This is a genomic window from Burkholderia mycopellens, from assembly GCF_964265025.1.
Taxonomy (GTDB): Bacteria; Pseudomonadota; Gammaproteobacteria; order Burkholderiales; family Burkholderiaceae; genus Burkholderia.
The window spans coordinates 3,881,686-3,894,553 of sequence record NZ_OZ183802.1 but is presented as its reverse complement, the minus strand read 5'-3'; the positions used below and the strand labels follow the sequence as shown (position 1 = coordinate 3,894,553).

14 protein-coding genes are annotated in these 12,868 nt (G+C 62.7%); 8 read left to right on the top strand and 6 right to left on the bottom strand.

What is annotated here, in order from left to right:
* Positions 1-409: 409 nt before the first annotated feature.
* Complete coding sequence (locus ACPTTC_RS18170; RefSeq protein WP_423393276.1) at positions 410-1,627, bottom strand: DUF6402 family protein; 1,218 nt, start codon at positions 1,625-1,627, stop codon at positions 410-412.
* A gap of 263 nt (positions 1,628-1,890) precedes the next feature.
* Here ACPTTC_RS18170 and ACPTTC_RS18165 point away from each other — a divergent pair, with 263 nt between their 5' ends.
* Positions 1,891-2,088 (top strand): DUF6402 family protein, encoded by a 198-nt coding sequence (locus ACPTTC_RS18165; protein ID WP_423393275.1) that lies wholly within the window; start codon positions 1,891-1,893, stop codon positions 2,086-2,088.
* Positions 2,089-2,100: 12 nt separating this feature from the next.
* The gene (locus tag ACPTTC_RS18160) at positions 2,101-2,514 is read left to right on the top strand and encodes a hypothetical protein (protein ID WP_423393274.1); all 414 of its coding nucleotides are present in this window, start codon (positions 2,101-2,103) and stop codon (positions 2,512-2,514) included.
* A gap of 482 nt (positions 2,515-2,996) precedes the next feature.
* Here ACPTTC_RS18160 and ACPTTC_RS18155 read toward each other — a convergent pair whose 3' ends face one another.
* The 3 genes from ACPTTC_RS18155 to ACPTTC_RS18145 form a co-directional block, all read right to left on the bottom strand.
* Positions 2,997-4,355 (bottom strand): diguanylate cyclase, encoded by a 1,359-nt coding sequence (locus ACPTTC_RS18155; RefSeq protein WP_423393273.1) that lies wholly within the window; start codon positions 4,353-4,355, stop codon positions 2,997-2,999.
* 109 nt (positions 4,356-4,464) lie between these two features.
* On the bottom strand, positions 4,465-4,713 hold the full coding sequence (locus tag ACPTTC_RS18150; protein WP_175951199.1) for a DUF2795 domain-containing protein: 249 nt from the start codon (positions 4,711-4,713) through the stop codon (positions 4,465-4,467).
* A 156-nt stretch (positions 4,714-4,869) separates the two neighbouring features.
* On the bottom strand, positions 4,870-5,040 hold the full coding sequence (locus tag ACPTTC_RS18145) for a hypothetical protein (protein WP_041492990.1): 171 nt from the start codon (positions 5,038-5,040) through the stop codon (positions 4,870-4,872).
* Between the two features lie 138 nt (positions 5,041-5,178).
* On the opposite strand from ACPTTC_RS18145, the gene speG reads away from it, so the two are divergent.
* From speG to ACPTTC_RS18130, 3 genes are all read left to right on the top strand, one after another.
* The gene (gene speG / locus ACPTTC_RS18140) at positions 5,179-5,736 is read left to right on the top strand and encodes a spermidine N1-acetyltransferase (protein ID WP_423393272.1); all 558 of its coding nucleotides are present in this window, start codon (positions 5,179-5,181) and stop codon (positions 5,734-5,736) included.
* Between the two features lie 488 nt (positions 5,737-6,224).
* Entirely contained in the window at positions 6,225-6,572 is a 348-nt protein-coding gene (gene sap1 / locus ACPTTC_RS18135) for a surface attachment protein Sap1 (RefSeq protein ID WP_175951200.1), read from the top strand.
* 191 nt (positions 6,573-6,763) lie between these two features.
* Entirely contained in the window at positions 6,764-7,318 is a 555-nt protein-coding gene (locus tag ACPTTC_RS18130; protein ID WP_423393271.1) for a YaeQ family protein, read from the top strand.
* Between the two features lie 21 nt (positions 7,319-7,339).
* Here the strand turns inward: ACPTTC_RS18130 and ACPTTC_RS18125 are convergent, their stop codons facing one another.
* Positions 7,340-7,753, bottom strand: a complete 414-nt coding sequence (locus tag ACPTTC_RS18125; RefSeq protein ID WP_423393270.1) for a VOC family protein — start codon at positions 7,751-7,753, stop codon at positions 7,340-7,342.
* Between the two features lie 429 nt (positions 7,754-8,182).
* Here ACPTTC_RS18125 and ada point away from each other — a divergent pair, with 429 nt between their 5' ends.
* The 3 genes from ada (at position 8,183) to gshA (ending at position 12,308) form a co-directional block, all read left to right on the top strand.
* Complete coding sequence (ada, locus tag ACPTTC_RS18120; RefSeq protein WP_226198705.1) at positions 8,183-9,274, top strand: bifunctional DNA-binding transcriptional regulator/O6-methylguanine-DNA methyltransferase Ada; 1,092 nt, start codon at positions 8,183-8,185, stop codon at positions 9,272-9,274.
* On the top strand, positions 9,271-10,230 hold the full coding sequence (locus ACPTTC_RS18115) for a DNA-3-methyladenine glycosylase family protein (protein WP_423393269.1): 960 nt from the start codon (positions 9,271-9,273) through the stop codon (positions 10,228-10,230). Before ada ends, ACPTTC_RS18115 begins: the two co-directional genes overlap by 4 nt.
* Before the next feature lie 464 nt (positions 10,231-10,694).
* A complete protein-coding gene (gene gshA / locus ACPTTC_RS18110; protein WP_423393268.1) occupies positions 10,695-12,308 on the top strand; it encodes a glutamate--cysteine ligase in 1,614 nt (537 codons plus the stop codon).
* 102 nt (positions 12,309-12,410) lie between these two features.
* On the opposite strand, the gene ACPTTC_RS18105 is transcribed toward gshA, so the two are convergent.
* Positions 12,411-12,722 (bottom strand): DUF4148 domain-containing protein, encoded by a 312-nt coding sequence (locus tag ACPTTC_RS18105; RefSeq protein ID WP_423393267.1) that lies wholly within the window; start codon positions 12,720-12,722, stop codon positions 12,411-12,413.
* Positions 12,723-12,868: the final 146 nt, after the last annotated feature.

Genomic DNA, 12,868 nt, shown 5'->3' with positions numbered 1-12,868 from the left:
ATTGACACTGTGGTTTTACAGATGCGGACGGGCCGCTAGCACCCGATCGATAAACGATGGCGGCAGCGATACATATACAGAATCATCTCCGCCGTCACCTTTTGAAAATGAGACGTAGGCCTCGCTATAACTATTCCAGGAAATTGCGGGAGTCGGTGTGCTGAATGTGTGCTGGGCTATTAACCTCCCAGTTTGTGCGATGTATACGCGGCCAACATACCGTGAATCTCCACCCGGAACCCAATCTAAAAGGCACAGGTCGGCAAGATACATTCCATCCGGAGATATCGACGTTCTGCACTCTTCCCCTCGAGGCGTTCTGTCAAAGGCAAAGGTACCAATCAGTGCCGTGACGAGCAGTGTATAAGTAATTTTCAAAGAAATTGTCATGATTTATTGTTGAATTTGATCATAGTGAAATTTCTATGGGAGGGGAGATTGGGATGAATTTTTTGTCAGAGTAGATGATAAAGTCTCCGCCTCTGCCATGTATCTTGGACCATTTTCTAAAATCGATATTTTCTACCGGATAGTGGACGTTCCCCTTGACGAGTGAATCACCTCTGGCGACGGCATATTTGACATATGGGATATGCTCGGAGTTCGAGAATGCAGCGATTCCACTATATGGAACAATGATGACGCCGTCGCTACTCCAATGCCCTAAGTATTGGGATCGCTCATTAGATTTGTCGGTGAATGTATAGTTGTCTTTCACATATACCCACACTCCGGTCACTTCAGCTATTGTTCTGTGTGAATCCACGTCCCACGAGAAGCGCGCGCTTCCGAGCGCCGCATAGATATTGAAGGATCCGAGTGCTCCGGATAGGTCGTCAGGCACACCATTGTTGCGAAGTTGTGCATCTAATTGAGTTTCAATTTTTTGCCCAAACGTGCTGTCTACTTTTGAGTATTGAAATTGGAATCTTCGGTGCAAATCGCGAAGATCATTGCCACATATGTCGTCGGTGTAGAGTCGCGCTGCGCAGTCTTTGTGCGGGATCAACAGTTTGTAAAGCTCGACTCTGGATTTGGGTGAGTGAATCATTTTATTAATAAGATAGTCGAATTGCCGCTTCGCTCGGGGGAAGCGCATAATCCAATCCAATTTAATGGTGGACATGTCATGCATGTCGGATGGATATGGTTTTCCATCTTGATTGATTTCTAGCGATTCATCCGATGAAGTCCGTGAATAATTTAACTTTCCAGAGAACCATCGCTCCATAAGTTTGGCAGATGTCGGGAGGTACATTTTACGCATTGCTGCGGGAATCTCTTGAATATCGAACGCTGGTACAGAATCGCTATTTTTTAGTTTCACGATGGCGGGTTTGGGAGGGGCGGAGGCATTTAGCCAAACTTGAAAGCGTGCCAGCGCCTTGCCGGCCTTTTCCAAGTCATCAACCATTTTGTCAAGCGAGTCGCGCTTGGGCGTGGCGGAGGAATGTTTGAGTTCGGTTGCGTTCGATTTTTGTTGTATCGGAAGCGGCGGCGCAGGTTTATCCATGGATAACGAGATGTTTGGAACAATCTTGCATCCATCGGCGCCATCGTGAAGTTTCCACTTCCAGAAAATTTTATTTATCGTGAAATAGGGGATTTTTTCATTGTTCGATGCCATTTCTATTTGGGATCCGGTGATGTTGGGTGGTATGCGCGATGCCTGTTACGCTAGCGTGATCGCACCCGTAAAATCAATCGGACCAGTTCGAAATCGTTGCTAATGTGACTGAGTTTTGGGTCAAATATTCCTGGGGTTTTATTAGTCGTCTAAGCGCACCGGGATCTTGAGGTCGTCGATAGGTGTGCAGATACTCAAAGGAGTTGTGACTTTTTATTTTTCTCGCCACGGTGGCAGGTCGGGCGTTAGCTATCATTGTCCCGATGCCAACGGTGGCCGGTGCAGCGGATATTCCACGGGTAGAATATCCCGTTGCGGTGGTTGATGTGCGAGTCGTGGGGAATGTCTATTACCCGGTTCGGAATAATTCATTTCGCGAGTGGCAGCAACGTCATCGTCGAGGTGGCGATTTCATTATTTTTTTCAGATCACCGCTATATAACGTTGCGAGAACTCATTAGGCTTCGATTCGCATGAATGTGAATATTAATGAGTCGGGCATATGGTTGGCGCTCGCTCTCCTGGCGATAGTATTGCCCGTTATCGTGCTCGCTTCTGTCCTCGGGTTTGGCTGGAGCTACTGGAAAGACGTACAGCTGCGCGCGATTTGCGATTCACGCACGCAAAAAATCGAACGCTCCCCGCACGGAGGCTATTGGGCACGATACTGCTATTTTGGAGATACGATCGTTCTCAGGCTTTACGACAGGGAGGGCGAGCGTCTCGTTGCCGAGCGAACGTATCGGGACGGGTCTCGCATACCCGTTGAGCTTCATTGGGCGAAGGAGGCATTGATGTACCCCCAAGGGCCCGAGTTCGGCGAAACATTTGGCGAAATCAGTTTGCCACCGACTCTTCTTGACCGGATGATGGCGCGGCTTCCCTAGCAGATCACGTTCGACGCCCATGCTTCGCAAGCACATCGCGCTCAAGGGAGGGGACGCCGATTGGGCGACGGTCGATGCAAATACGATCGACAGCGTGCCATGCGAATGTAGCTGCTGGCGTGCAGAGTGACTACGCTGGCCTGATTGAGTTGCGGTCCGGATCATCGATCCAGCATGGGCGAGCATGCCGATCAACCCATCCGGACCCCCACCTCAATCCCAATGATGGTGATGGTAATACCCGCCACCACCGTAGTACCCGCCGTCCGGCACCACGATACAGCCGCTCAATAGCACGGCGACGCTGGCAATCAGCAAAAGGGTTTTCTTCATCGCGTCCACCTGCTCGGGTTCAATGTGAAACCTAGCATAGCGAGCGCCCGCAACACCGGCTGTAAGCGATCGTTTCCCTGCTCCGCAATCCGTAACGGCGGATTATTCCGGTCACAATGACCGTAACAAATAGCCAAACAGCAGACGTTTCAGGCGGCGACGACCCTGTTTCGCCCCGTATCCTTCGCGCGATACAGCGCGGCATCGGCGGCTTCGATCAACGCATCGGGTGTCGACAGATCGTCGGCCGACACGGTCGCGCAGCCGACGCTCACGCTCACGCGCCCGGCAGGTGACGCCGGCATCGCGAGATCGAGCCTCAGCACCGCTTCGCGCGCTTCCTCGGCGACCACCCGCGCGCCGCGCGCGCCCGTGTTCGGCAGCACGATCGCGAACTCCTCACCGCCATAGCGCGCGACGATGTCCGCCGGCCGCCGTACCGCGCCGGCCAGCGCATTCGCGACCGCGATCAGGCATGCATCGCCCTTCACGTGACCGAACGCGTCGTTGTATGCCTTGAAGTGGTCGACGTCGACCATCAGCAGCGACAGCGGTTCGCCTTGGCGCCGCGCCTGCAGGAACAGCGTGTGGAAATGATCGTTGAAGTGGCTGCGGTTGAACGCGCCCGTCAGGCCGTCACGCGCGGACGAACGGATCAGCGTCGCGTGCGCCTCGAACAGCCGCTGGTACAGCATCGTCACTTCCCACGCGAGCACGCACACGAGCACGCCCGGCGTGAACATGCTGAACACGCGCGCGAGATACCAGCCGACCGTGAAGCGATGGGTGCTCATCAGGTTCAGCGTCGTGTCGGTGAGGCACGCGAGCACCGCGATCGCAAGCCACAGGTCGAGCGTCGTGCGCAGCCGGCCGGTGGCCAGCACGGTAACGAGCGCCAGCGCGTTGAGCAGCCACACGACCAGCGCGACCGCGTTGACGGGCAGCACGGCCGCGTCGCCCGGCGGATGAAACGCGGGCGGCAGCGACACGTTCAGCGCGAACAGACAGAGCAGTCCGGCGACGACAGCCGGCCCGCCGATCAGCACGAGCGTCCACCAGCGTGTCTGCTGCGCGCCGATCGGTGCGCGCGCCAGCCGCTCGCGCGCGAGCAGCGCAACCATCACGAAACCCGGGAAGCCGGCATGCCAGAAGATCCACATCCACGCGGCGCTTTGCGGTTGCGCACCGAACAGCCCGTGTGGCGCGAACACGCCGGGAAAGGTGAGCAGCTGCAATGCGACGGCGAGTGCGGTGAACGCGTAGGCGCCGCCGAGCGCACCGAGCACCGGCTGGCGCGTCACGGTGAACTGCGCGCCAAGAAAGAACGCCGCGATGCTCGCGGTGGTGAACACGGTGAGCGCACACATCGGCATGAACGGCTCGACGCCCGGCAGCGCGACGTTCGCGTGCGGTGCGGCGATCCCGAGCGCGAGCACGATGACGAGCGCCGTCAGTGCGCCGAACCAGAGCTGACGGCGTGTCGTGTGCTGGATCAGGATGCCTTCCATGGAGTTCCCCGGGCACGTAGGCGGAAACGCCCGGTCTTGCGCCGGACGACAGGCAGCCAGCCGCTACGCGACCGGTGCGGCCTGATGCTATCGCGTTATGGATGCGCGCTCAAATCCCGAGGCCCGGACCGAAGTTGCCGGCGACCCACTGCGTGACGGCGTTGATGTCCGCGTAGTCTTGTTCGGGAAGGCCGTCGAGCATCGACAGCACCTCGTTGCTGGCGCCGGCGTCGCGCGCGGCATCGACGATCGCGTCCTTGTTGGCCGGGTAGCGGACGGCCGCCAGCACGTCGGCGATCTGCAGGTCGATCGTTTCGTTGGGAATGTCGTGCGGAGGCTGGGCGGGCTGGTCGTTCACGGCGGCGTCTCGCGGAGTGAGCGGGTTGGGCGGCTTGAGCGGTATTCGGATCGAGGCGGAATTCGGGTGCTTGACGGGGCACGTCGTAGGGCGCGTGACGCGTCCGCATGCCGGGGCGGCCGGGTCGGCGCGCCCCGCGGATGAACGGCGATCGACTCAATGCTCGCGTCGCACGCGGCGCCACGGATGCTTCCAGTCGATGTGCGGTGCGTTTTCGTCGCGCGGATGCTGGCGCCGATGTTCCTGCCAAAGTTCGTCGGAAAACAGCGCCGCCACGATGACGAGCGGCAGCACGAGGAAAATTCCGAGTATGACTTGCTCGAACACGATAGCCTCCTTGCGGTGGCAGGAACCCTTGCTCCCATTCTAGGCTCTGAACTTCGCCCGCGTTCAATTTCTTACAGTGCGGGACAGGCCCGGATGTGGCCTTGCCGCACGTGCGTCGGCATCAAAAAGGACATGAACATGCAACTCCAGAACGATACCAACACGCTCGCGCTACGGCCGCTGGAGCGCCAGGACCTGCGCTTCGTCCACGAACTGAACAACGACGCAAAGATCATGCGCTACTGGTTCGAGGAGCCGTACGAAACCTTCTCGGAACTGTCGCAACTGTACGACCGCCACGTGCACGACCAGCGCGAGCGCCGTTTCGTCGCGGTCGATGCGCAAGGCGAACTGGTCGGCCTCGTCGAGCTGATCGAGCTCGACTACATCCATCGCCGCGGCGAGTTCCAGATCATCATCGCGCCGCAATGCCAGGGGCGCGGCTATGCGGGGCAGGCGACGCGCCTCGCGATCGAGTACGCGTTCAAGGTGCTGAACATGCGCAAGCTGTACCTGATCGTCGATACGTCGAATGCGGCTGCGATTCATGTATACGAAAAATGCGGATTCCAGCACGAGGCCGAATTGAAGGAAGAATTTTTCGGAAACGGCGCGTATCACAACGCTTATCGCATGTGCATTTTTCAGCGCGATTATTTCGAGCGCCAGCAATCCATCCTGAATAAAGCAGGGTAAACACGCTGGTGAAAGGCGCTTGCGGCGAGGCTTCCGCGGGTGCTGAATGCATGCGGAGAAGTACGGATAAATACGGATTTGCTTATACCTGGCATTTTTCTTGTATCAGGTAAATGCGATTCCGCGTTGCGGTAAAGTCGAATCGTTTCGGATGACTTTATGTGCGGCGCATCAAAATGATCCGGATAGCGAAATGGATTATCCAAACCGTTCAATCGCCGCCTTGTAACTTTGATGAAAGTCTTGCTGCATAACGCTTTCCGCCCTGCGGCGCGGGCCTGTTCGCAGGGTGGGGCGCGTCGTCGTGGCTGCGCATGGCGCGAAAAACGGGCTGCGCACGGGGTGCGACAATCCGCCGCTATTGCGGTCGCACAACAAATGTGCTTGATATCGCTTGCCGGTCTTCTAAAGTGAAAAACGCGGGTTCACGATCACCTTTAAACACATAGCTAACCCAAGCCTGGTGCCCGCAAGCCTGGAGACAGAACATGATGAAGCGTACCGGTATCCTCTTTGCCCTCGTCGGCGCATGTTGCGCGGTGTCGATTGCCCAAGCCGGCGGCGATTCGGCCGTCAAGCCGAAGCAGGAAATCCAGTTGACGAAGAACGCATGGGGTTGCCTGTCGAAAGACAATCTGGACTCCGTACTGAGTCACGAGCGTGACGGCAAGTCGCAGGCGAAGCAGCAATACTTCGACGACTATCGTTGCCTGTCGGTGCCGGAAGGCCAGCGCTTCCGCGTGGTGTCGGTCGACCAGGGCGACGTGCAGTTCGTCAGTGCCGACAACAGCGACCAGCAGGGTCTCTGGACCGATTCGCGCTTCGTCAAGCAGTAACCGTTCACATTCACCGCGCTGTCACACGACGCGCGAGCGCGCCGGCCCGATGAGCCGGCGGCGGGAACCGAACACGGCCCGGCACATGCCGGGCCGTTGCGCTGTGGGTGGCGCATGACGCGCGCCGGACGGCGCGCATTCGGTATCATCACGGCCCGACCGAACCGAATGCCCGCCCGGGCCGTATCCGCATGGCGCTGAAATCCACGATCTACAAAGCCGAACTGCAAATCGCCGACATGGATCGGCATTACTACGCCGATCACGCGCTGACGGTGGCGCGCCATCCGTCGGAAACCGACGACCGGATGATGGTGCGCATCGTCGCGTTCGCGCTGTTCGCGCACGAGCGGCTCGAATTCTGCAAGGGGTTGTCGGACGTCGACGAACCCGATCTGTGGCAGAAGGACCTGACCGGTGCGATCGACGTCTGGATCGAAGCCGGCCAGCCTGATGAGCGGCGCATTTCGAAGGCGGCCGGCCGCGCCGGGCAGGTCACGGTGATCGCATACGGCGGCAAGACGTCGGATATCTGGTGGCAGGGTGTGCGCAGCAAGGTCGAACGGCTGCGCAACGTGCAGGTGCTGTCGCTGAACGACGGTGTCGCGGCCGCGCTCGGGAAACTCGCGGAGCGCACGATGCGCCTGCAATGCACGGTGCAGGACGGCGCCGCGTGGATTTCGAGCACCGACCACGATCCGGTGGCGGTCGAATGGACGGTGCTGAAGGCGCGCGCGGACGCGTGACGGCCTGCGCGCCGGCTGCGTTCAGCCGATCGCGGCCGGTGGCCCCTTGAATTCGAGCATGTTGCCTTCCGGGTCGAACAGGTAGATCGACGGCCCGTAGCCGCCGGCGCCGTAGCGCTCCGCGGGCGCGCCCGGCCGTGCGCCATGTGCGGAGAAATGGGCGGTCAAAGCGTCGGGATCGAACGGCTCGACGCGCAGGCACAGGTGATCGAGATTGCGTCCGGTGCCGGGCGGGCCGCTGTCGGGACGGTCGATCGGGCCGCCGACCGACAGCAGGTCGATCAGCGCGTCGCCGGCGCGCAGCTGCACGAGGCCCAGATCGGGCTGTTCCTTTTCCACATGGCAGCCGACGACGTCGCAGTAAAAGCGCGTCATCGCGGCCATGTCCGTCACGCGCAGTACCACGTGATCGATCGCGCGGATGATCGGTTTCATGGGCAGGCACTCCTTCGCGGTCCACGAGCATCGAGTGTAGACGCATCGCGCCTGCGCCGCCGGCTGGAACGCGGCACAATCGACGGACGAAAAAAAGCCCGTTCACGCAGAGCGGAACGGGCTTAATCCATATCAGGAGGAGACATGGAGGAGACAGTTCCAACTATACACACGGCGATGGTGCGACGCAATATTCCGAATGCAAAAAAACGTCAGGACGGCGATTTGTCGCATCCGCAGTGCAGCAAAATGGTGACAGGGCGATGACGAAAACCGCGCTGGAACAGCCGGCGCGCGGTTTGCCGAATCTATTTTCAGTCGATGCGCCCCCGATTATCCGGGGCGAATCACAGAGCAAGATTCAGGGCGCGACGGCACGTGCCGATGTCTAGAGTAGGCACCATCTACACTAGAGAGTGCGAGGTTCAGATGAAAACCGCCTATCCGACCGATGATGCCCGCTGGGGCGCCGTCACCGCGCGCGATCCGCATGCGGACGGCGCGTTCTTCTACGCCGTGAGCACGACCGGCGTGTTCTGCCGCCCGACCTGCGCGTCGCGGCTGCCGCGTCGCGAAAATGTGTCCTTCTTCGCCGATCCGGCCGCCGCGCGTGCGGCCGGCTTCCGGCCCTGCAAGCGCTGTCAGCCGGAGGGGCTGCCGCGCGAACTCGAGATCGTCAATCGCGCGTGTGCGGTGCTCGATGCGCATGCCGAGCGGCTCACGCTGCAGCAACTGAGCGATGCCGTGCACGTCAGCCCGTTTCATCTTCAGCGGCTCTTCAAGCGCGTGGTCGGCGTGTCACCGCGGCAGTACCAGGCCGCGCAGCGCGGCGCCGCGCTGCGCCAGGCGCTGCAAAGCGGGCAGCCGGTCACGCAGGCGGCCGTCGACGCGGGCTTCAACTCGCCGTCGCGGCTCTATGCGTCGGTGCCGCGCGAGCTCGGGATGGCGCCGTCGGCGTTTCGCCGCCAGGGTGCCGGTCTGCGGATCGACTATGCGACCGCATCGACGTCGCTCGGCACGGTGCTCGTCGCGGCAACCGGGCAGGGCATCTGCCGGATCGCGTTCGGTGACGAACCGGCCGCGCTCGTCGGCGAGCTGAAGGACGCGTTCGCGCGCGCCGAGCTGGCCGAAGCGCCGGGACGACTCGCGCCGTTCGTCGCGCAGATTCGCGCGTACCTGGACGGCACACGGCACGCGTTCGACCTGCCGCTGGACATCGCGCCGACCGCATTCCAGCAGCGCGTGTGGGAGGCGCTGACGCATATTCCGTACGGCGAAACGCGCAGCTACTCGGAGATCGCCGAGGCGCTGGGTTCGCCGCGCGCGGTGCGGGCCGTCGCATCCGCGTGTGCATCGAACCCGGTCGCGCTCGCGATCCCGTGCCACCGTGTCGTGCAAAAGGGTGGCGCGCTTTCCGGGTATCGTTGGGGTGTGCGCCGCAAGGCGACGCTGCTCGCGTCTGAAGCGCGTCATGTGCACGACGATCAAACCGAATCCGTTGCGGAGGGCAGCGCAGTTTGAGCATCGCAAAAACAACGATCACATCCATCGTGAACGGCGGCCATGTGCCGCCGTCCGCGCAAATGGAACTGCGCTTCAATGCGCCTTACGACTGGGCGCGCGTACTGCGCTTCTTCAGCGGACGCGCGATTCCGGGCGTCGAGCAGGTGGCGGACGGTGTGTATCGCCGCATCGTCGACCTGCACGGCGACGCCGGCCGGCTCACGGTCGCGAAACATCCGCGCAAGCATTGCCTGGTCGCGACGGTCGAAGGCGCGGTCGTGCGTCATGTCGATGACGCGTTCGCCACGCGCGTCGCGACGATGTTCGACCTCGGCGCGGATCCGGCCGCAATCGGCAGCGGGCTGGCGCGCGATCCGTGGTTCGCGCCGCTCGTCGAGGCCGCGCCGGGGCTGCGCGTGCCGGGCGCATGGTCGGGGTTCGAGCTGGCCGTGCGCGCGATCGTCGGCCAGCAGGTGAGCGTGAAGGCTGCGACGACGATCGTCGGCCGGCTCGTCGAGCGGGCCGGAGAGCGTGTGGTTGACGAAGACGACGGCGCGCCCGCATGGCGTTTCCCGACGCCCGATGCGCTGGCCGCCTGCGATCTCGACAAGATCGGGATGCCCGGCAAGCGGGTGGCGGCACTGACAGGCGTGGCACGCGCGGTGGCGGCCGGCGACGTGCCGGTCGATCGCGAGCACGCCGATCTCGCGACGCTGCGCAGTGCGTGGCTCGATCTGCCCGGCATCGGCCCGTGGACCGTCGAATACATCGCGATGCGCGCGTGGCGCGATCCGGACGCATGGCCGGCCTCCGATCTCGTGCTGATGCAGTCGATCGCCGCACGCGATCCGGCGCTCGACCGGCTCACGACCCAGAAGCACCGCACCGAAGGCTGGCGGCCGTGGCGCGCGTACGCGGCGCTGCATTTGTGGAACGAAGTGGCCGACCGGGCGGGCGGCGCGCGCGGCGGGTGAGGGCGGCGGCCCGCGGGCGCGTGCGATTTGACGAGGCCGCGATGCAACCCGTTGCGCCGATCGTGCTGACGCTCATCGGTTGCCTGCCGGAGGGCGGCCATCACGGCCATTCCGTCAATCCGTCGCCCGCCAGATGCCGGCTGCGCGACGCATGCTTGTCCCGCTTTCCGCAGTCGGTTCGGCGGCAGGGTTGCACCTGCCGCCACCCATTCGCGTGTCAGGTTCCGTCGGACGAATTCGCGTAACCGGCGCGCGCGTTGCCGCCGCCTGGAACCGGTCGCAGAGGCGGCGACCGCCGCGACCGGCCCGCCCGGCGGCCCGCTCCGGCCCGCGCACCGTGCCCGGAGCCACCTCAAGCGCGTGTTTCGGCGAGATGTTAAAGTGCCCGCTACCAACGAAGCGACCAACAATCCAGCCGGCCGCGCGCGGCGTTCTGCGCGCGGCCGTCACGCACTTGCGTCTCCATGTCGAACACCATGACTCACCGCCAGTCCGAACTGCTGCTGAATCGCCTCGAAGCGCTGAGCTCGGGCCCGACGCGGCAGCATCTGCCCGACGGCCTGCGCGGCATCGAAAAGGAAAGCCTGCGCGTGACGCGCGACGGGATGATCGCGTTCACGCCGCATCCGCGCGCGCTCGGTTCGGCGCTCACGCATCCGTCGCTGACGACCGACTATTCCGAAGCGCTGATCGAGCTGATCACGCCGGCGGAAAGCGACGCTGCGATCACGCTCGAACGTCTCGACGATCTGCATCGCTACGTGTATGCATCGCTCGGCGACGAGATGCTGTGGAACGACTCGATGCCTGGCCTGCTGCCGGCTGACGACCAGATTCCGATCGCGAACTACGGCATGTCGAACATCGGCCGCCTGAAGACGGTGTACCGGCGCGGCCTCGCGTATCGCTACGGCCGCACGATGCAGTGCATCGCCGGCATCCACTACAACTATTCGCTGCACGAGGAAGTGTGGCGGCGCCTGCACGCGGAAGAAGGCTCGACGGCCACGCTCGTCGATTACCAGTCGGAGCGCTATCTTGCGCAGATCCGCAACTTCCGCCGCCGCAGCTGGCTGCTGATGTACCTGTTCGGCGCGTCGCCCGCGCTCGATACGAAGTTCCTGCGCGGCAAGCCGCACAAGCTCGACACGTTCGACGCCGATACGCTGTACCTGCCGCATGCGACGAGCCTGCGGATGAGCGATCTCGGCTACTCGAACACGACCGCGCAGGCTGCGCTGCACGTCGACTACAACACGCTGCCCGGCTATCTCGACGCGCTGTCGAAGGCCGTGAGCGAGCCGTATCCGGCCTACGAGGCGATCGGCACGCATCGCGACGGCGAGTGGATCCAGATCAACACGAACGTGCTGCAGATCGAGAACGAGTTCTACTCGACGATCCGGCCGAAGCGCGTCACGTATTCGGGCGAGCGGCCGCTGCATGCGCTCGCGTCGCGCGGCGTGCAGTACATCGAGGTGCGCTGTCTCGACATCGATCCGTTCGAGCCGACCGGCATCGCACTGGAAACGGCGCGCTTCATCGACGCGTTCCTGCTCGCGTGCGCGCTCGACGAGAGCCCGGCGCTCGACTGCCCCGCGTACCAGGAAGCGAACGCGAACTTCGGCAGCGTGACGATGGAAGGGCGCAAGCCGGGGCTCACCCTGCAACGCGACGGCCAGCCGGTCACGCTGCAGGCGTGGGCGGACGCGCTGATGGCCGATATCGAAACCGTCGGCCGCCGTCTCGACGAGATCCGCGGCGGCGACGAGCACGTGCGCGCGATCGCCGCGCAACGCGAGAAGCTCGCCGATCCGGGGCGCACGCCGTCCGCGCGCGTGCTGCGCACGATGCGCGAACGCGGTCAGTCGTTCCTCGGGTTCGCGCTGGCGCAGAGCGAAGCGCATGCCGCGCATTTCCGCGCGCGTCCGCCGTCGGCGGATACGCTGCGCGCCGAGCAGGCCCTTGCTGCGAAATCGCTGGCCGAGCAGGCCGAGCTCGAAGCGAAGGAGGCCGGATCGTTCGACGCGTTCGTCGCGGCCTATCGCGCCTATACGCTGAACCGCTTCAGCGTGTGATGCTGGCGCACGTGCGCCGCGTCGGCCGGCGCGGTGCGCGATGCGTATCTCCGTCGCCGGTCGGGGCGCGCCGTGGTGCGCTCGATCCGGTTCGATCAGCCGTCAATGGTGTGCGTATGTGCCGCGATCGATTGCGTGCGGCAGCGCCGGCTTGCCCGATTCCACGTTTGCCCCGCCCTCGCTGCCGTAGCCGGCGTCGCCGCCGCGTGCCTGTGCGGCACGGTGCATGATCGCCTGCATGTTGCCCGGAAAGTCGGGACTGCTGGCGAGGCTCGTCCGGTAGCCGGCGGCCTGCAGCTCCACGAGTTCCTGACGGACCTCGGCGCGCGTCAGCGTCGACGCGGCCTGCGCGTGAGCGGCGAAGGCCGCGCCGATCAGCACGCATGCGCATGTCGCCTGTTTCATCGTCTTCATCGTGTTTACTCCGTGAGGTTCCGGTGCCGTGCCGTGACCGGCGCGGGCGGAACCGATGCGGCCAGTCTAGGCTTCGGATGCCAAACGAAACATCCCGCCTGCCGTCAGGCACCTTTGCCGCATGTGCAACAACATTGCGCGGGTAG